General features: G+C 37.6%; 22 protein-coding genes. 10 read left to right on the forward strand and 12 right to left on the reverse strand.

Annotated features, from left to right (window positions below):
- Positions 1-527 (forward strand): IS5 family transposase (locus CWATDRAFT_RS15585; protein ID WP_007305924.1); only part of this gene is annotated, 527 nt, incomplete at its 5' end.
- 160 nt (positions 528-687) lie between these two features.
- Here CWATDRAFT_RS15585 and CWATDRAFT_RS15590 read toward each other — a convergent pair.
- Positions 688-1977: a dihydrolipoamide acetyltransferase family protein gene (locus CWATDRAFT_RS15590; protein ID WP_007305953.1), complete on the reverse strand. Its 1290-nt coding sequence runs from the start codon at positions 1975-1977 to the stop codon at positions 688-690.
- 380 nt (positions 1978-2357) lie between these two features.
- Here CWATDRAFT_RS15590 and CWATDRAFT_RS15595 point away from each other — a divergent pair, with 380 nt between their 5' ends.
- The 5 genes from CWATDRAFT_RS15595 to CWATDRAFT_RS15620 all read left to right on the forward strand — a co-directional run bounded on the left by CWATDRAFT_RS15595 (position 2358) and on the right by CWATDRAFT_RS15620 (position 6002).
- Positions 2358-3314 (forward strand): hypothetical protein, encoded by a 957-nt coding sequence (locus CWATDRAFT_RS15595; RefSeq protein WP_007305925.1) that lies wholly within the window; start codon positions 2358-2360, stop codon positions 3312-3314.
- Positions 3315-3562: 248 nt separating this feature from the next.
- Complete coding sequence (locus CWATDRAFT_RS31790; protein ID WP_021829656.1) at positions 3563-4123, forward strand: hypothetical protein; 561 nt, start codon at positions 3563-3565, stop codon at positions 4121-4123.
- Positions 4124-4165: 42 nt separating this feature from the next.
- On the forward strand, positions 4166-4747 hold the full coding sequence (locus CWATDRAFT_RS15610; RefSeq protein ID WP_007303067.1) for a helix-turn-helix domain-containing protein: 582 nt from the start codon (positions 4166-4168) through the stop codon (positions 4745-4747).
- 64 nt (positions 4748-4811) lie between these two features.
- A complete protein-coding gene (locus CWATDRAFT_RS15615; protein WP_007305927.1) occupies positions 4812-5453 on the forward strand; it encodes a transposase in 642 nt (213 codons plus the stop codon).
- A gap of 30 nt (positions 5454-5483) precedes the next feature.
- Positions 5484-6002: a phosphate/phosphite/phosphonate ABC transporter substrate-binding protein gene (locus CWATDRAFT_RS15620; protein WP_007305928.1), complete on the forward strand. Its 519-nt coding sequence runs from the start codon at positions 5484-5486 to the stop codon at positions 6000-6002.
- A 27-nt stretch (positions 6003-6029) separates the two neighbouring features.
- On the opposite strand, the gene CWATDRAFT_RS15625 is transcribed toward CWATDRAFT_RS15620, so the two are convergent.
- The 11 genes from CWATDRAFT_RS15625 to CWATDRAFT_RS37290 all read right to left on the reverse strand — a co-directional run bounded on the left by CWATDRAFT_RS15625 (position 6030) and on the right by CWATDRAFT_RS37290 (position 16226).
- A complete protein-coding gene (locus CWATDRAFT_RS15625) occupies positions 6030-7556 on the reverse strand; it encodes an IS5-like element ISCwa2 family transposase (RefSeq protein WP_007305952.1) in 1527 nt (508 codons plus the stop codon).
- Between the two features lie 273 nt (positions 7557-7829).
- A complete protein-coding gene (locus tag CWATDRAFT_RS15630; protein WP_007305951.1) occupies positions 7830-8078 on the reverse strand; it encodes a hypothetical protein in 249 nt (82 codons plus the stop codon).
- Positions 8050-8379 (reverse strand): DUF6972 family protein, encoded by a 330-nt coding sequence (locus CWATDRAFT_RS15635; protein WP_007305950.1) that lies wholly within the window; start codon positions 8377-8379, stop codon positions 8050-8052. The genes CWATDRAFT_RS15630 and CWATDRAFT_RS15635 overlap by 29 nt, the downstream gene beginning before the upstream one ends.
- 48 nt (positions 8380-8427) lie before the next feature.
- Entirely contained in the window at positions 8428-8946 is a 519-nt protein-coding gene (locus CWATDRAFT_RS15640) for a Uma2 family endonuclease (RefSeq protein ID WP_412093225.1), read from the reverse strand.
- Positions 8947-9020: 74 nt separating this feature from the next.
- On the reverse strand, positions 9021-10367 hold the full coding sequence (locus CWATDRAFT_RS15645) for an AAA-like domain-containing protein (RefSeq protein ID WP_007305948.1): 1347 nt from the start codon (positions 10365-10367) through the stop codon (positions 9021-9023).
- A gap of 87 nt (positions 10368-10454) precedes the next feature.
- Positions 10455-11348: an ABC transporter permease gene (locus tag CWATDRAFT_RS15650; RefSeq protein ID WP_007305947.1), complete on the reverse strand. Its 894-nt coding sequence runs from the start codon at positions 11346-11348 to the stop codon at positions 10455-10457.
- A gap of 48 nt (positions 11349-11396) precedes the next feature.
- Positions 11397-12410: a glycine betaine/L-proline ABC transporter substrate-binding protein ProX gene (gene proX / locus CWATDRAFT_RS15655; protein ID WP_232287117.1), complete on the reverse strand. Its 1014-nt coding sequence runs from the start codon at positions 12408-12410 to the stop codon at positions 11397-11399.
- 70 nt (positions 12411-12480) lie between these two features.
- On the reverse strand, positions 12481-13335 hold the full coding sequence (locus CWATDRAFT_RS15660) for a quaternary amine ABC transporter ATP-binding protein (RefSeq protein WP_007305945.1): 855 nt from the start codon (positions 13333-13335) through the stop codon (positions 12481-12483).
- 113 nt (positions 13336-13448) lie between these two features.
- Positions 13449-14486, reverse strand: coding sequence for a 30S ribosomal protein S1 (locus CWATDRAFT_RS15665; RefSeq protein ID WP_007305944.1), 1038 nt, complete (start codon positions 14484-14486; stop codon positions 13449-13451).
- 559 nt (positions 14487-15045) lie between these two features.
- Positions 15046-15651, reverse strand: coding sequence for a DUF4440 domain-containing protein (locus tag CWATDRAFT_RS15670; protein ID WP_007305943.1), 606 nt, complete (start codon positions 15649-15651; stop codon positions 15046-15048).
- A gap of 293 nt (positions 15652-15944) precedes the next feature.
- On the reverse strand, positions 15945-16226 hold the full coding sequence (locus CWATDRAFT_RS37290; protein WP_198138989.1) for a hypothetical protein: 282 nt from the start codon (positions 16224-16226) through the stop codon (positions 15945-15947).
- 4 nt (positions 16227-16230) lie between these two features.
- On the opposite strand from CWATDRAFT_RS37290, the gene CWATDRAFT_RS15680 reads away from it, so the two are divergent.
- The 4 genes from CWATDRAFT_RS15680 (at position 16231) to CWATDRAFT_RS15700 (ending at position 18387) form a co-directional block, all read left to right on the forward strand.
- Entirely contained in the window at positions 16231-16812 is a 582-nt protein-coding gene (locus CWATDRAFT_RS15680; RefSeq protein WP_007303067.1) for a helix-turn-helix domain-containing protein, read from the forward strand.
- Between the two features lie 64 nt (positions 16813-16876).
- Positions 16877-17518, forward strand: coding sequence for a transposase (locus CWATDRAFT_RS15685; protein WP_007305929.1), 642 nt, complete (start codon positions 16877-16879; stop codon positions 17516-17518).
- 255 nt (positions 17519-17773) lie between these two features.
- A complete protein-coding gene (locus CWATDRAFT_RS15695; protein ID WP_007305930.1) occupies positions 17774-18028 on the forward strand; it encodes a DUF433 domain-containing protein in 255 nt (84 codons plus the stop codon).
- Positions 18025-18387 carry a DUF5615 family PIN-like protein gene (locus tag CWATDRAFT_RS15700; protein WP_007305931.1) on the forward strand — a complete coding sequence of 121 codons (363 nt, stop codon included), beginning with the start codon at positions 18025-18027 and terminating at the stop codon, positions 18385-18387. The genes CWATDRAFT_RS15695 and CWATDRAFT_RS15700 overlap by 4 nt, the downstream gene beginning before the upstream one ends.
- The last annotated feature ends 4 nt before the right edge of the window (positions 18388-18391 follow it).

Here is an 18391-nt window from a genome sequence, read left to right on the forward strand (position 1 = left end):
AAATAAGTTTGGAAAACTTCAATGAATCTTGTCATTTAAAAGAACAAGTAGAAAAGTATAAAGAAACGTTTGGCTATTATCCCGAATCCGTCCATGTAGATAAAATTTATCGAACTAGGGAAAACAGAAATTGGTGTAAGGAAAGAGGGATAAGAATCAGTGGTCCGAAGTTAGGAAGACCTCCGAAAAATGTCAGTGAAGAAGAAAAGAAACAAGCCCACTCCGATGAATGCTTCCGTAATGCTATTGAGGGAAAGTTTGGACAAGCTAAACGAAGATTTAGCCTAAATCTCGTGATGACAAAACTCCCTGAAACCTCCATTACATCTATTGCTATTACATTTTTAGTTGTCAATCTTTCTAAACTTCTGAGGCAGTTTTTGTCGCTTTTTTTGTCCTTATTTACTAATAATAGAACAGGGGAACTCATCAAACCGCCTTTTATTAATTTTGATTATACTTTAAACAATTTTTGTGTACTGAAACTTATTGATTTGTCAGAAAATTCTTGGTCAAAAGTGGCATAAATTTTGGAGAAACTTTTTCAGCAAACCCTAAATAGATGAAAGTAGAACTGAAAATTATGGGTTAAAACAAAAATAAAACTGATTTGGACTACATAAGTCTATATTGTAGGGTTCAACGGCCGTTGAACCCTACGTGAATGTCTATATTTTTAGATTGAACTTACATGGTTAAAGATTGAACATTATTTTCTAACAAGTTGGCAAACTCTTGTAAGAAAGCAGCAGCATCTGAACCATAAATAACCCGATGATCGCAGGTAATATTAACCGCCATTTGACGCTTAACTCCCAATAAAGCATCAGCAGTTGCTACCACTTGGGGACTGGATGCACCGATCGCTAAAATTGATCCTTGGCCGGGGGGTAAAATAGCATCAAAACGATCTACCCCAAACATTCCCAAGTTAGAGAGGGTAAAGGTACCGCTACTATATTCTTCTGGTTGTAACTGTTTAGACCGCGCTCTGTCTACTAAATCTTTCCAGGTACGAGACAGGGAATAAATGTCAATCTTATCGGCGTTTTGTAAGACAGGAGTAATTAAACCACCATCCGGCATAGCAACAGCGATCGCAATATTAATAGACTGAGGATAACGAATACTTTGCTCACCATAGTTAGCATTTACCACAGGATGTTTTTCCAGGGTAACTGCCACCGCTTTGGCCAATAACGCCGTCATTGTCACCCCTTTCGGTTTCAGTTGCTTATAGAGTTTATCCAACTCATCGGTGGTGATGGTGTAACCCACATGGAAGGTGGGAACCTGTAGGGTAGCCATCATATTTTGTACCACTGCCTTTTGTAACGTATTCAGGGGAACAGTTTCTCCTGCGGTTACCGGGGTAGGAGTAGGTGTAACTGCTACTTTGGGGGTAGGAGTAGTTACAGGGGTTTGAGTAGCAATAGCAGGGGGAGTGGGGGTTTTTCCTGCGGCCTTTTCAATATCTTCTGCTACAATTCTGCCGTAAGGTCCACTACCTTCAACGGTATTAAGGGCGATCCCTAACTGTTTAGCTAACTTTTTAGCCCGAGGGGAGGCAACAATTCTGTTACTTTTCCCGTTGGTTGATGGAGGAGCCGTAACTGTTGCTGTAGCAGTGCTTACTGGGGCTGTAGCAGTGGCTAATTCCTCTTTTTGAGGTGGGGACGGTTCAGGAGATTTCTGAGGACTAGAAGGTGATTTTTGTTGAGCTTGGGCAATTTCTGCCTCTGTTTCTGCGATTAAAGCGATCGCATCTCCCACTGGAGCTTCTTGGCCTGCTTCGACTAAAATAGTAGCTAAATAGCCGTCATAGAAAGATTCTACATCCATATCTGCTTTATCTGATTCTACAACCACCACGGTTTCTCCTTTGGAGACTTTATCCCCTGGAGACTTAGTCCAAGAGACAATTTTTCCCTCGGTCATGGTAGAACTTAATGCAGGCATGAAAATATCGTGAATCATAGAGTAACCTTCCCAAATATACTGTTAAATTGTTATTGATGTAATTGCTAATAATAGCAATGGCAATTTATTCTAAGCATTTTTGCCATTCTATATTGTACCTGAAAAGGGATACTTTAACATTAGTCCGTAGGGCTTAATAATATTAAGCCCCTACAGAAGCTAATAAGTTGGTGAATTCAAATTTACCGAAAAAAGTATTTCAAAATCCCCATATTTAGGGTATCAAAATAAAAATTTTCCTGATTATCAATTCTGATATTATGGGAGCATCCCAAAGTTGTAAATTGTTCTTTATTGATAATAGGTTATAGTTATGAAAATTCACCCCGTCACCCCGTCACCCCGTCCCCCCCCCTCAAACTTCAAGGATAATTTTTTTGCAAAAATGGAATGCTCCCGATACTATGGTTATTAAATATCGACTCAAAACCTATTCTAATGATTTGTTAATTGCAGCTTGGGGCAATGAGATTTTAGTTGAGGAAATAGATACTGGAAAAATTTTGGGCTTTTTCATGCCTCCCCAACCTGGAGAAGTTTATCGCACCATTTATGAACCGGAAACTATTATTAATTTAGCTGATTTTCCTCAATATAAAGATATCAAATTTTTTTGGCTTTGGCCCTTGGGTTTAGACTCTGATTGGGAAAGTTATAATTTTGAAGTAGAAGAAGCTTTAGTTTGGAAAAGTATTGGTAAGTTTAAGGCAGAAGCAGCGAAAGATTGGCGAGATCATGGCTTTTCTGTACAGTTGGCTCAACAATGGTTTAAAACTACGTCTCGGTTTCATCCCTTAAATGGTAGAATGACTCCTGAGATAGCTAGAAAGTTCACTGATTTAAACTTGACAACCAATGAAGTTATAGCTTGGTTTCAATCAGGTTTAAAACCGAAAGATATTGATATCAATGCCGTTGAAAATTTAGTTAACTACGGACTCAATAGTAATGAGATTCAAAAATGGATTAGCTATAGTGTTCCTTTAGCAGACATTCTAACTTGGATTAATCTTAATGTTGTTCCTAAACAAGCAGAAGATTGGTATAAATATAAGTTTATTTTATCAGAAGCAATTCCTTGGCATGAAATAGGTATTACAGCAGGAGAAGCTGCGATGTGGAAAGGGTTAAATATGACCGTTGCCACCGTTAAAAAATGGGGATACTTAGGCTTTTCTGCTATCTTTACTCAGGACTTTAAAAAACCAGAAATGGATATGGAAAAAGAAGTTAAGCTTTGGTTAAAAACAGGTTTAGATTTTAAGAAAATTAAGCGCTTAATCAAAAAGGGTTATAGTGCAGAAAAGGCTTATCAGGAGAGAAAAAAAGAATAGATTTTACTTAATATATAAACCCGATCTTCATTGATTTTTAAGGACTCCTTAAATTAATCTTAAAACTAAGTTCAAGATTAAGAATATTGTTAAAAAAAAGTTAATAAATTGTTAAAAAAATAGACATATTGTGGGTCATGGTATGGAGTATAGTTTGGAGAGTGAGAGATATTTCCAGAAAAAGTTTTCCAACCAATTAACAATAATCAAGGAGCCACATGAAAATCTTTAAGGTTCTTCGAGTTACAGTGATTAAGGTCAGCGAATCACCCCTAACCTTATCTATTCAAGCAGAGGGTCTTGCAGCAACATCAGGATGGACAAATCCTCGTTTAGATAACTCCGCCGATCCTAACCCTGATGATTCTATCTTGGAATTTAACTTTGATGCAGATAGACCATCAGGCATTTCCTTACCTCAGTTAACGCCTATTATGGCTACTGTTGATTTTGAGCCAAGTAACGGGGCCGATGCAGTAATCGTATCCGCTAGGATCAACAGCATTACTGTTCACGCAGGAGAATTTTTGAATCCTGGTGATAGTCCTGCACAACCCACTACCTTAGCATTCGGAGAAGAAGATCCAGGACCCACAACTCGTGCATTGGGAGAAGAAGGTCCAAGTCCAGACTTTACCACTCAAGCATTCGGAGAGGAAGAACCTTCTAGTCGTGCATTAGGAGAGGAAGGTCCACCTCAACCTCCTCAACCCACTACCTACGCATTCGGAGAAGAAGAAGATCCTAGAGTTACTACCCTCGCATTAGGAGAAGAAGGTGAACCTACTAGTGCAGCTTGGCGAAAGTAATCCACCAGATTTTTACAGAAACTTTCGTGACTAGCCACGACAATGTGTTTCAATGAAACTAACGGAAGAATCTCGAAGTTGATGTCCATGATAAAAGCATTGCCAATTAACCTCTCCAACCTACAGAAAACAGTACTCCAACAAATAGTGAGAGGGACAACAAACCCCTATCGCCTTGTTAGACGAGCCAAGCTAATCTTAGCCGCAGCATCAGGAGAGAGCAATAGTTCGATTAGTCGAAGATTAGAATTAGACCGAGTACAAGTGCGTCAGTGGCGATCGCGATGGTTTGAGGAGAGAGAAAAACTGAGTGCCGCCGAAGAACAACAGGTAACGGAGAAAGCATTAATGGTCTTGATCAAAGGAATTTTAAGCGATCGCCCAAGACCTGGAACAACAAAATCCTTTACGGTCGAACAAGTAGTCCAGATTGTAGAGATCGCTTGTGAAGAATGTGAAAAATCAGACAGACCAGTGAGCCATTGGACACCTTCAGAGTTGGCGGATGAAGCCATAAAAAGAGGAATTGTCGAAAAGATTTCCCCCCGTAGTGTGGGGCGTTTTTTAAAAAGAAGCGACATTACAACCACATCTCGTTCGTTACTGGTTAAATGCCAAAATTGATGATCCCTTAAAATTTAAAAAGCAAGTCAAATATATCTGTGAACTTCATCAAGAAGCTAAAACTTTGTTAGAACAAGGAATTCATTTAATTAGTACAGATGAAATGACAGGGATTCAAGCTCTTGAGAGATTATTTCCGAACAAAAGAATCAAGCCTAAACAAGTAGAAAAAATCGAATTTGAATATGAAAGACACGGAACTTTAAGCTTGATTGCGAACTGGGATGTGGCAAGAGGAAAAGTTGTTAGTCCCTCTATTGGACCGACAAGAACAGAACAAGATTTTTCTGAACATATCCAGAGAACGATTAAGATTGATGAAAAAGCAGAATGGATTTTTATTGTAGATCAACTCAATACTCATAAATCGGAAAGCTTAGTCAAATTAGTAGCAGAAAGCTGTGAAATTACTATTGATTTGGGGAGAAAAGGAAAGGAGGGGATTTTGCAATCTATGGACAGCAGAGCAGATTTTTTATCAGATGAATCTCATCGAATTAGCTTTGTTTATATTCCCAAACATACATCGTGGCTTAATCAAATTGAGTGTTGGTTTTCGATCTTAGTCAGGCGTTTACTCAAAAGAATTACTGTCCGTTCAACTGAAGAACTATCCCAAAAAATTCTCAATTTTATTGATTACTTTAATCAACATTTTGCTAAGCCGTTCGTTTGGAAATTTAAGGGCTTTAAAGATCATAAGTGACTGGTGGATTATTTTTGCTAAGCTGCACTAGTGTTTGCTTCCCCAGGTTTAGCAGCGATCGCCAGTCAAAAATCGGCATATGTCCCCATCTTGCCCCTAGAAGGAGGACTCAATAACCGTTCTATCTTTGTTGTTGCCCAAGAGAGTTCTTTTCAAGGACTCTCTGACTTGAATGGCCAAGCGGTTGCCCTTGGACAACCAGGCTCGGCTACAGGCTATTATTTTCCCCTGTTGAACCTCTATGGACTCACCCTCAGTAAAATCCGTTTAGCGCCCACACCAAAACAGGCTCTACAATGGATAGCCCAGGGGGAAGTGGTAGCAGCAGCCATGTCTCTTCAAGAATACAATCTTTATCGCGCTACGGTTCCAGAAAGCAAATTTCGTGTTCTTTATCAGGATGATAATGCCGTTCCTAATGGCTCTATTTTAGTTTCTAATCAGCTTCCTCAAATTGAACAAGAAGGACTAAATGATGTTCTATCCTCGGCTCCTCCCATGATTCCTGCTTCTGTGGGATACATTGCTAATGAGGAGGTTCCTAATTAGGGTTTGCTGAAAAAGTTTCTCCAAAATTTATGCCACTTTTGACCAAGAATTTTCTGACAAATCAATAAGTTTTAGTACATAAAAATTGTTTAAAGTATAATCAAAATTAATGAAAGGCGGTTTGATGAGTTCTCCTGTTCTATTATTAGTAAATAAGGACAAAAAAAGCGACAAAAACTGCCTCAGAAGTTTAGAAAGATTGACAACTAAAAATGTAATAGCAATAGATGTAATGGAGGTTTCAGGGAGTTTTGTCATCACGAGATTTAGGCTAAATCTTCGTTTAGCTTGTCCAAACTTTCCCTCAATAGCATTACGGAAGCATTCATCGGATTGGGCTTGTTTCTTTTCTTCTTCACTGACATTTTTCGGAGGTCTTCCTAACTTCGGACCACTGATTCTTATCCCTCTTTCCTTACACCAATTTCTGTTTTCCCTAGTTCGATAAATTTTATCTACATGGACGGATTCGGGATAATAGCCAAACGTTTCTTTATACTTTTCTACTTGTCCTTTAAAATGACAAGATTCATTGAAGTTTTCCCAACTTATTTTTTCTAGAAACACATAGTTATCTACACAGCTTACTGAGAGTTTAGCTCCAAACTCTATTGGTTTTCCTGCTTTTCCCCTCACTATTGGACGAATATGCGGTTGAGTTAAACTTACAATTCTTTGAGGAACACTCTGGGTCTTATTCTCCCACATTGACTGTTGTTGTTCATAAACTTTTTTGATAGTCTCTAGACAATTTTTCTGTCTTTTACTCAGATTTTCCAGGGAAGCCCCAGCTTGAATTAAGTCTTCTATATTTCCTAAATTTTTCTTAAGGTATTTTAACTGTTTCCCGATAGCTTTTCTTCTTTCTTGATAAGATACTTTTCGTTTTTTAGCTACTTTTAAGTATTCCTTTCTAGCAATTTTTCTAGAAGTTCTCGGCTTTTTTCTCAATTTTACTCTTAATGGTTTATAAAGATTATCTATTATTCTTTCTGTCTCAATTCTGGCTTGATTTAATATGCCTAAATCCGTTGGGTATTTGATGTCTGCTGGCGCACAAGTCGCATCTAAAATTAGTTTACCTTTATTTTTTATTTTTTCTCCTTTTTCTTGGAGACAATCCTTTTTTTTTACTTCTTTATAACTCTTGTCTATTTCTCTTTTTACTATTTTTTTATTGATTTTGTTTATCAATTCTCCATCAATTCTTTTCCTAAAATGAACTAGCATTGAAGATTCCAGTGGTGGCTCTTGTTGATAACAATTTAAACCTATAAAGTATTGTAGATAGGGATTTTCTCTAATCTGCTCTATAGTTTCTCTATCACTTGTTCCTAATTTTTCCTTAATAATTAATGTCCCTAATGCCATTCTAAATAGTTTGGCTGGCGCACCTTTTTCTGCTGAAAAAAGTTTAGCATATTCTTCCTCAAAATCATCCCAAGGTATCAACTCTGCCATGATTACCCAACGATTATTGGGGGACAATTTGCCCTCGAAAGGTAATTCAAATTTTTCTGGGGGCGGTAAAGGTTGCTCCTCTTTTCGATACATTTGTTCTTGACCAACAACTGGGAGGTGTTTCTACCAATTATAGCGGTTTGTAGCCGACAAAGCTGATCTTTTTTGCGATCGCGAATATGGGTGTAACCTTTTAAAGAATAGGGTTTTGCTTTTATTCAGCAAACCCTAAATAGGAAATTTTTGTTATATTTTTGAAAAATACTTGACTTTTTACCCCTTATTATGCTAAGGGGATCGCATAACAGCCTTGTTACCTTTTTTTACTTTATAAATATAGTTAAACATTTACACACATTACAAAATTCAGGCAAATTTTTCAATTAAAATTCTTCCCTCAACCCTCTCATATTCATCTTCTAAAAACCACAGTTTTGCTTCCTCATAACTAGAACAAGCATAAATAAGCTGATAATTTTCTTTAGGATCATAAATAGCAAAATTATCTTGCTCATCTCCTAATAAAACGAGAATATAAGGAGGGATCGCTGTAGAATCAATCCAAATTTCAGTTAAGATCCAATTATTAACTAGGTCGAGTTCGGGGGATAACATGATATTTGTTTTTCGTTACTTTTATTTCACCATAATACAAAGGAATTTGATTTCCATCAATACTTAGTCTATAACCGATGGGTTCAGTAAAATAGAGACCATATCTTTCATGTCCACGAATCACTCCTGTAAATTCTCCCTGATTAATGATAGCTTGTGCAACTCTTTTCATGGTTGCTTCATCTTTAAATACATGAACAAATCCCTCTTTATTTAATAATCGCAGCATTTCAGGTGTGTTAGGAATATGTTTAGAAATATGTCTTTCATCTAGGGTCAAATCACGATTAATACCAGTCATTATTTACAATTCGCTTAAGAAGCTTTTATAATTATCTCATTATTAAATTTACAGTAAAATATTTAATGCTAATGTAAACCCAGGAATAACATTTTCCCCATTTAAAATTGCATCAGGGGGATAAGTTGTTATGGAAGCATCTTGACGATAAACTAAAGCTTGACGGTTATGACGATCAATTAACCAACCTAACTTAACCCCATTTTCTCGATACTCTTCCATCTTATTTTTTAACACATCTAAACTATCGGTTTTAGACCTAATTTCTATAACAAAATCTGGTGCTAAATTAAAAAATTCGTCTTCTCCTTCATCCCACCCTAAAGGTAAGCGATCTTTTGCTATAAAAGCAACATCAGGAGAACGAACTGCACTATTAGGTAATTTAAACCCTGTACTAGAACTAAATACCTCTCCTAAGTCATTTTCTTGTACCCAGATAGATACATAAGTGATCGCTCTAGCTTCTCTGTTTCCTGATATTTTTCCTGTGGGTGCCATAGTAACTAAAGTTCCATCTGCGTTGCGTTCAAATCTCAATTCTGGGTTTTGAGAACTGAGTTTCATTAATTCTTGATCTGTAATAGTTGAAGTAATTTGTACCACAATAAACCTCCTATAAATTTTGCAAATACCGCTTGTTATTTTAAAAGATTATCAGCAAAATAACGATGATATAATTGGCAACTGGGTTTAGCTTCATCTCCTAGTAAATTAATCAGTCCCATACTTTCTAATTTATAAGCAACAGAGGGTTCTAATTGTACCCCACTATCACTTTTAACTACTTCTTTTATTCCTTCTGCTAATTCAGGAGAGGATTGTAAATTATCCCAATGACGGCGTAAATGACTACTATAAATCCCCCCTTGAGTCGGAGCTTCTACTAATAGTTTCTCTTGGGAAATTTTTTGAGCAGCTAAAGCTTTTAAAGCTAAATCAACTAAATAAGGATGTCCTCCTACCATCTCAATTAAATCATTACTAAACTGTTCTTGTTCTGGATTTTCTTCCCAATCTAATTTATAAACTTTGGCTAAATTTAAAACTTGTTCTAAATTAAATCCTGGTAATTTAACTTGTTTTCCGACATTAAAAGGAGATTGATTAGCATCTAATTTTATATAAACTTCCGTAGAATTAGCAATAACTAAACGCAAGTTTTGCCAAATTTCTAAGTTATTAGCTTCCTCGTGCCAGTAGCGTAACATGGGTAAGAAATCTTTAGCAATATCCGCATATTCAAAAATGCGGTCTAGGTTATCTAAACCCAAAACCAAAGGGCGATCAATATTTTCTAAGACATAACTTTGAAAATAGGTTTTACAACTAACTAAACTACCAAATAATTCCTCATCCCAGTAATCATCTAGTTGAGGTTTTAAGCCCAATTCTCTACTGATATTGGCACAAAACCAGCGTAAAAATTTATCTAAACTGCTAAACATGGCCGATTCAGCAGAGCGCAGATTGAGGTAAACTTTGCGACAATCATTATTTTCTGCATAGTCCAAAATTAGATTTAAAAGAGATGTTTTACCTGTTTTTTCTGGGGACTTAATGCGTATTAAAGCCCCAGGTTTAAGAATAGTTTGATAACAATCTTTTTCAATGGGGGGACGGGGAATATAATCACCATCAGGGGAAGGATTTTCAACAATAATGATCGGACTTTCTGGTTTCCATTCCGGATATTTAATATCTTTTAACCACTCTCGTAAGATTTGAAACTTTCCAGGGCCTTTGTGGCCAGGAAGTAATTCAGGACAACCATTGGGTTTGTCACTAGAGAAACAACTATACAAGTCAGTCATTTGTTTCTTATAGGTTTCATGACTTGCAGCTTCTGCTAGTTCCCATACTTTTGTATCCGGTATACGCCAATTTTCATAAGCAAAACGTACTAAAAAAATTCCTCTTAGTCTCCCTTTTAAATTTTGTTCATTGGCAACTTCTTTAAGGAATATATCCCAGTTTTTTGGTTTCATAGCGATCGCCTCATCAAAAAAAAATTAACAGATAGGGTGGGAAGTGTTGGGAGTGATAATTAATTGTTAATTGTTAATTGTTAATTGTCACTGACTGATAGCTTGGGTCATGCGATCGAGCATAATAGCCAAGAGAACAATGCCTAAACCTCCTACAGCAGCTAAACCCACATCTAAACGACCCACACCCTGTAACACCATTTGTCCTAACCCTGGAACGGCAATCATAGAGGTTACAACGGACATAGATAAGGCCATGAGAATAGCTTGATTGACCCCTGCTAAAATTGTAGGCATAGCTAAGGGAATTTGTGCCTCCCATAAAACTTGCCAAGGGGTTGAACCAAAAGCGATCGCCGCTTCAGTTACTTCTGGGGAAACCTGTCTAATACCTAAATTAGTCAGCCGAATGAGAGGAGGAATAGCAAAAATAATTGTGGCAATGACCCCAGGAACTTCCCCAATACCAAACAGCATCACCACAGGAACCAGATAAACAAATGATGGTAGGGTTTGCATCACATCCAATAGTGGACGAATGACTCTTTCTAGGGGATCATTTTTGGCACTGATAACCCCCACAGGAATGCCCACCATCAGGCAAAATAACACCGCTGTTACAACTAAAGCCAAAGATACCATTGCTTGTTCCCAGGCACCCACAAAACCAATTAAGGTTAGGGAAATAATGCTATAAATGGCGATTTTTTTCCCTGCTAATTTCCAAGCGAGGATACCAATAATTATGATAAAAATGAGGGGAGGAATGGCACTAAAGCCCCATTCTATTCTCTTCAATCCCCAACCAATAGGTAGGCTAATGGTCTGGAAAAAGGGACGAAAATTCTTAACAATAAATTCGATACTTTGGCTAATCCAATCATCAAGGGGAATGGTATAAAGTTGGAAGGGATTTAGTAGAACATTTATCCCTTCTGGTTTTTCAGTTGCTAGAAGATAAGTAAATAATAGTTCATCCATGAGAGCTTAGTTAAGAGATGAGACTCAATCAATTATATTTTAGCCTGTTTATTGATTACGAGCTTTTTCGAGCCAACTATTGAATAAGTCTTGATTTTTTTCAACCCATTCTTCAGCATGACGGCGAATATCTTCTGCTTTATTTTCCCCTTCTTTAATACGGAGACTTTCCTCATTAATATCTTTGGCTGGAATTTGAACTAATTCAAACCAACTCTTGGCTATGGGATTCTCTGCTAAGAATTGCTTGTTAGTGGCAATACGTTGTTCAGTTTTGGGGAACCCTAAATTTTTTCCCTCAACTAAAGTATCTTTTTCCATATTCTCGGCTATTTTCGTGGGTAAATCGGTAAATGCAACTTCTAACCAAACCACATCTTCTTCTGGTTTTAATGTAGCCCCGATCCAATGAGGATTATAGGCATAGAAAAACACCGATTCGCCTTCTTTGTAACGGGTTACACTATTGGCTAATAAGGCAGTATATTGCCCTTGATCGTGTTCTACAGTATCTCTAAGTTCATAAGCATCTAGATGATGTTCTATAATTGATTCACAAGCCCAACCAGGGTTACACCCGACTAAATTAGCTTTTCCATCACCATCGGAGTCAAATAGTTGAGCAATTTTGGGATCTTTCAGTTGTTCAAGGTTAGTAATGTTATGTTGCTCTGCAGTTTTGCGATCGATCTGATATCCTTGTGTACCATCCGCGGTGATAGTCCCAACGGCTTCTAACTTGTCTTCTCCACCGGCATTTTCAAAGAATTCCTTGTGTCCAGGATAATAGTAAACAATGCTGTAGTCTAAGTCTCCATTGGCTAAAGAAATATAAAGGGCGGGATACTCAATTTCTTTCGGGGTTTCCACTTCATAACCCAGTTTTTCTAAACCTATCTTGACAATTTCTGTTTGAAAATGTTCTTCGATCCAGCTACTATGAGCAGTGCGCACAGTAACTTTCTGGGTTGATTGACTTGTATTGTCTTCTGATGGGGGCGTTGTTTGACAAGCGATTAAACTACTTGTTAATAAAACGAATAAGGGGATTGTTCTTTTCAATTTTAGCAATGTTTCAACCCTCAATTTTTTAATAAGTTACCATCGTTAACGACGGGGTTTGGATAATAATTTATCCTAAAATGGCTTTTGAGTCATATATATCTTGCAGAAAAGCCCTAATATAATCATTGGCCGGTTGGCTAATAATTTCTTTGGGTGTCCCTAACTGAACTACTTTTCCGTCTTTCATGACGGCAATGCGAGCGCCGATTTTAAAGGCTTCGTGTATATCATGACTAATAAAAAGAATGGTTTTGTGCAGTTCTTTTTGCAGACGCAGTAATTCATCTTGCATTTCTCGCCGAATTAGGGGATCAAGTGCGCTAAAGGGTTCATCCATCAGTAAAATTTCTGCATCTGTGGCTAAAGCTCTGGCTAAACCCACTCTTTGCTTCATTCCACCACTCAAAGAGGAAGGCAAATAATCACCCCATTGTTCTAAACCCACCAGGGTTAAGGTTGCCTGGGCTTTCTCACGGCGTAAAACGGGTTTGATTCCCCGTACTTTCAAACCATATTCTACATTTTCCCTGACACTTTTATGAGGAAATAGCCCAAATTGTTGAAACACCATTGAGATTTTGCTTAAACGAAGCTCTCGCATTCTTGTCTCATTGACGTGAGCAATATCTTCTCCATCAATATAAATATGTCCACTGGTAGGTTTAATCAAACAGTTAATACAACGCACTAAGGTGGATTTTCCCGAACCTGATAACCCCATAATCACAAATAATTCCCCTTTATTAATCTTGAGGGAAATATCAGCAATACTGACAACTTGATTGGTTAATTTTAAAATATCATCTCTGGTTTTACCTTCCCGAAACAACTTAAGTGCAACATGAGGTTGGTTTCCATAAATTTTAATTAGATGTTGTAGTTCAATTTTCGTTTCTAACTCTTTTTTAATTGTTTCAGACATTATTTTTAATAATTAATTATTAATTATTAATTATCAATTAATAAGACCGCAATTCCCTTACAACCCAATAGTGCTTAAGTTGTAGTTTCCTTGCGGTCTAAAGATAAAATTATCTATTCTTCTGTGGCAGTTGCAACAGTATCATCAGTATCAGCAGTAGCCGTAGCTGCTAACTCTTCTTGAGGTTCTTCTGTCTCAGAAGCTGAGGGAACATCCTCTAAAACTTCCTCAGTTGGTGCTTCTTTGCCTTGTGCTTCAGCTAGAAGTTTTTGACGGTATTTCTCAGCCATTTCTTCGGCTTTCTCGAAGACTAAATCCCGATTTTTCAACATATCACCGGCCTCCGGTTCTAGTTGTTTGGTGGATAGAGAAATACGTCCTCTTTCTGCATCGAGATCGATGATCATCACTTTCAGTTCATCGTTGACCCCGAAGACGCTGTGAGGGGTATCAATATGGTCGTGGGATATCTCAGAAATGTGTAGTAGTCCACTGACTCCACCAATATCGATAAACGCCCCGTAGGGTTTGATTCCTCTAACAGAACCAATGACCACTTGACCCACTTCTAAACCGTTCATCTTCCGTTCTACCAGCGCACGACGATGGCTGAGAACTAGGCGGTTGCGCTCTTCATCTACTTCTAAAAATTTTAAGGGCAACTGTTCCCCAACTAAATCTTCTTTAGCTTCACGGGTACTAATATGAGATCCAGGAATAAAGCCCCGTAACCCTTCTATTCTTACCAAGGCACCGCCTCGGTTGGTTGCAAAGACGTCTGACCGCACGGTGGCATCTTCTGCCTGTAGTTGACGCACCCGTTCCCAAGCTCGCATATACTCAATACGACGAATGGATAGGGTTAACTGCCCATCTTCGTTTTCATCGGTGAGGATGAAAAATTCTCTGGTTTCGTTGGCCTGGAGAACTTCATCGGGATCGTCCACTCGGTTAATGGACATTTCTTGGATGGGAATATAAGCAGCGGTTTTTGCGCCAATGTCAATTAATGCGCCTCTCGGTTCCATACTGAAAACTGTCCCCGGAACAATATCCCCAGGACTAAAATGATAATCGTACTTGTCGAGCAGGGCCGCGAAGTCTTCGTGGGTGAAACCAATGTCTTTTGTTGTTGTGTTCTGAGTTACCATGTACTTTTGTTTTCCTATATCTGAATCTTCAATGGTTGGCGGTGCCTCCTGTTAATGTACAGTTTCCAATTTTAGGGGGTCAGACAGCGAAAGCCTTTCCCTAAGCGAATTAACTGCCATGAAGAATACCCTTCTCACTCTAAAGTGACAAGGACGGTCTAGCTAAGATTGAGGGTAATTTTTTCAATCAGTTTTCAGGATACAGATTCTTTATCATATTACTGTTTAATTATACTCGATCATTGTTATTTGTGAGATATTATTCAATTCTTTATCATGTAGTGCAAGCATACTTTGACAGGCTCAGTACAAGTATTGCTTGCTATTTTTACACTATTATGATGCCCGATACGGAGCGAAAAAAGCGATCGCACCAATAATGCTATTCTCAAAGGGATGGAATTAAAACTCGAAAACCGTCCCCAAACTATTCAATATTCTAGGTTATCAGTCCGTCATATTGGGGGAATGTTAGAAAAAGGAGAATCTTAATCAAGTAGGAGTTACCTTTTTTTCCCTGTTCATATTCCTCCCCAATAATTAGCAATATTTTGGGTAATTATCTTTGTACCAATAACCCATTTTCACAAGTGTCTTGCTCTGCATCAACTTGATGCAATGCTTCAGGAGCTTGAGGCAAAGCAGATGAATGATGTTCGATAATCTCCCATTGATTATTACCGTTTTTCTGATAGACAAAACTATAGCGCGCTGGTACTTCTATGGTTTCACCATCTTTACGAAAGGTGAAAGTATAATAACCAATGTTAATAGCAAGATTTTCATTGTACGTTCTTACGCAACCTTTATATGAACTAACACTCAATTCGGGAAGCTTAGCAAAATATTCAAAATAATCGCGTATTTCTGCGGGGTTATCCCTTACTTGCTCGGATACGGTACCCCACAAGATTCCATCCTTACCATATAAAGCTACTACCTCATCTACTACTTCCTCAGAACCAGAAGTCACCGTATTGAGCCAGATATCAGTGGTGTCTGCTACCTCTTTTTCTGGTTTTTCCGTTTCAGCAAAACAAGATAGAGGACTAATAGCAATTAACAAAGCTGTGACAGAAATCAAAGAGATTAATTTCTTTCTGTTGCCAATAAAATCGAAAAATTTAAACCAACTTGAGATCGCCAAATCTTTTGAGAAGGACATACTTTTTTCCCTAAATTGAACAAAAAACAACAACATATAGCAATCAGGTTTCAGTTATGAGAAAATCAGCTTTCTGGGTTTAATACTGAGGGTCGTCGAAGTGTTAAACCCCTACAAGGGTCTGTTTGTAGGGACATAATAATATTATGTCCTGATATATTATTATTTCTCACACATTATTACTGACTGCCATATTTAGACAAGCAGAACTGGCAAGTTTTCCTCCCCAAAAGCAGGCAATAGGAATCTTGATGTTAACAAGCTAGGTGTAATGCTAGTCTTCTTTCTCAATTTTAAGATAGATTCCTGACCCAGAAAATAAAGAAAATAAAATATTTCCCTGCTGTGTGCGGAAGACGCTTCCGCACTTCAAAAGCCCCGTCCCACACCCATTTGAGTTGATCTGTCTTGAGTGCGTAATTCTGGGGTTTCCCCAGAATTACGCACTCGCTTTTTTTCGGGTCAAATTGGGTGTGGGGCTTCTCGCGGCGGACAGCTAAAAAATGTGAACTACCTACTGCAGCTTGGCGAAAGTAATCCACCAGATTTTTACAGAAACTTTCGTGACTAGCCACGACAATGTGTTTCAATGAAACTAACGGAAGAATCTCGAAGTTGATGTCCATGATAAAAGCATTGCCAATTAACCTCTCCAACCTACAGAAAACAGTACTCCAACAAATAGTGAGAGGGACAACAAACCCCTATCGCCTTGTTAGACGAGCCAAGCTAATCTTAGCCGCAGCATCAGGAGAGAGCAATAGTTCGATTAGTCGAAGATTAGAATTAGACCGAGTACAAGTGCGTCAGTGGCGATCGCGATGGTTTGAGGAGAGAGAAAAACTGAGTGCCGCCGAAGAACAACAGGTAACGGAGAAAGCATTAATGGTCTTGATCAAAGGAATTTTAAGCGATCGCCCAAGACCTGGAACAACAAAATCCTTTACGGTCGAACAAGTAGTCCAGATTGTAGAGATCGCTTGTGAAGAATGTGAAAAATCAGACAGACCAGTGAGCCATTGGACACCTTCAGAGTTGGCGGATGAAGCCATAAAAAGAGGAATTGTCGAAAAGATTTCCCCCCGTAGTGTGGGGCGTTTTTTAAAAAGAAGCGACATTACAACCACATCTCGTTCGTTACTGGTTAAATGCCAAAATTGATGATCCCTTAAAATTTAAAAAGCAAGTCAAATATATCTGTGAACTTCATCAAGAAGCTAAAACTTTGTTAGAACAAGGAATTCATTTAATTAGTACAGATGAAATGACAGGGATTCAAGCTCTTGAGAGATTATTTCCGAACAAAAGAATCAAGCCTAAACAAGTAGAAAAAATCGAATTTGAATATGAAAGACACGGAACTTTAAGCTTGATTGCGAACTGGGATGTGGCAAGAGGAAAAGTTGTTAGTCCCTCTATTGGACCGACAAGAACAGAACAAGATTTTTCTGAACATATCCAGAGAACGATTAAGATTGATGAAAAAGCAGAATGGATTTTTATTGTAGATCAACTCAACACTCATAAATCGGAAAGCTTAGTCAAATTAGTAGCAGAAAGCTGTGAAATTACTATTGATTTGGGGAGAAAAGGAAAGGAGGGGATTTTGCAATCTATGGAGAGCAGAGCAGATTTTTTATCAGATGAATCTCATCGAATTCGCTTTGTTTATATTCCCAAACATACATCGTGGCTTAATCAAATTGAGTGTTGGTTTTCGATCTTAGTCCGGCGTTTACTCAAAAGAATTACTGTCCGTTCAACTGAAGAACTATCCCAAAAAATTCTCAATTTTATTGATTACTTTAATCAACATTTTGCTAAGCCGTTCGTTTGGAAATTTAAGGGCTTTAAAGATCATAAGTGACTGGTGGATTATTTTTGCTAAGCTGCACTAGATATTTAGAAAAAGTAAATAAACTATTTGATTTTATTCGTAAAAAGCAACTTTGTGACTATATCAGAGAGTTAAGTAAACAAATCGTCAAGGATATTTTGAGTAGATTTCCAGAAGGAGAAATAATTGCAGAAGAAGATAAGAAGATTCTCGAGAATCATGTTATAGATTATCTTCTAATATTATTGAAACACTAATTATTCAGAGACAAAGGAGACTACATCAATGGTAAAACAACTAGACAGAATCACTTTTGAACCTAAAATTATGATGGGTAAAGCCTGTATTAGAGGAATGCGAATTCCTGTGTCTTTGATTCTTAATTTAATTGCTAATGGGAAACCCAATGAAGAAATTTTAGACGAATATCCTGATTTAGAATTAGAAGATATTAAACAATGTTTATTATATGCTGCTTGGTTGGCTGATGAAAGAATTATCCCCATTGAACAAAATCAGAAACTAGAGTCAGTAAAATGAAGTTTTTAGCAGATATGGGAATCTCTCAAAAAACGATAGAATGGCTACGAAACCAAGGGTATAATATTGTTCATTTAAGGGAAGAAGGTTTACAAAAACTTAGTGATGAAGCTATCTTAGTTAAAGCCAAAAATGAGGAAAGAATTATTTTAACAATGAACTTAGATTTTACAAATTTATTGGCATGGAGTAGAGAGACATTACCCAGTGTAATTATCTTTAGATTGGGTAACGAGAATTATGACAAAATCAATCCTCAATTAGAGAAAGTTATCAGTCAATGTGAAAATGAGTTGTTAACAGGGGCAATTATTTCAGTTAGTGATGATGCTTTTCGAGTACGTAATTTACCGATTTAGTAGA

The sequence above is a fragment of the Crocosphaera watsonii WH 8501 genome, from assembly GCF_000167195.1.
Classification (GTDB): Bacteria; Cyanobacteriota; Cyanobacteriia; order Cyanobacteriales; family Microcystaceae; genus Crocosphaera; species Crocosphaera watsonii.

Excerpts from the sequence above, each read along its gene's own strand:
- CWATDRAFT_RS15640 (WP_412093225.1), bottom strand. The coding sequence starts at position 8,946 with ATGAAACTCAGTTCTCAAAACCCAGAATTGAGATTTGAACGCAACGCA.
- CWATDRAFT_RS15645 (WP_007305948.1), bottom strand. The coding sequence starts at position 10,367 with ATGAAACCAAAAAACTGGGATATATTCCTTAAAGAAGTTGCCAATGAA.
- CWATDRAFT_RS15635 (WP_007305950.1), bottom strand. The coding sequence starts at position 8,379 with ATGACTGGTATTAATCGTGATTTGACCCTAGATGAAAGACATATTTCT.
- CWATDRAFT_RS15680 (WP_007303067.1), top strand. The coding sequence starts at position 16,231 with ATGTGTTTCAATGAAACTAACGGAAGAATCTCGAAGTTGATGTCCATG.
- CWATDRAFT_RS15700 (WP_007305931.1), top strand. The coding sequence starts at position 18,025 with ATGAAGTTTTTAGCAGATATGGGAATCTCTCAAAAAACGATAGAATGG.
- CWATDRAFT_RS15630 (WP_007305951.1), bottom strand. The coding sequence starts at position 8,078 with ATGTTATCCCCCGAACTCGACCTAGTTAATAATTGGATCTTAACTGAA.
- CWATDRAFT_RS15590 (WP_007305953.1), bottom strand. The coding sequence starts at position 1,977 with ATGATTCACGATATTTTCATGCCTGCATTAAGTTCTACCATGACCGAG.
- CWATDRAFT_RS15665 (WP_007305944.1), bottom strand. The coding sequence starts at position 14,486 with ATGGTAACTCAGAACACAACAACAAAAGACATTGGTTTCACCCACGAA.
- CWATDRAFT_RS15625 (WP_007305952.1), bottom strand. The coding sequence starts at position 7,556 with ATGTATCGAAAAGAGGAGCAACCTTTACCGCCCCCAGAAAAATTTGAA.
- CWATDRAFT_RS15650 (WP_007305947.1), bottom strand. The coding sequence starts at position 11,348 with ATGGATGAACTATTATTTACTTATCTTCTAGCAACTGAAAAACCAGAA.
- CWATDRAFT_RS15660 (WP_007305945.1), bottom strand. The coding sequence starts at position 13,335 with ATGTCTGAAACAATTAAAAAAGAGTTAGAAACGAAAATTGAACTACAA.
- CWATDRAFT_RS15610 (WP_007303067.1), top strand. The coding sequence starts at position 4,166 with ATGTGTTTCAATGAAACTAACGGAAGAATCTCGAAGTTGATGTCCATG.
- CWATDRAFT_RS15695 (WP_007305930.1), top strand. The coding sequence starts at position 17,774 with ATGGTAAAACAACTAGACAGAATCACTTTTGAACCTAAAATTATGATG.
- CWATDRAFT_RS15670 (WP_007305943.1), bottom strand. The coding sequence starts at position 15,651 with ATGTCCTTCTCAAAAGATTTGGCGATCTCAAGTTGGTTTAAATTTTTC.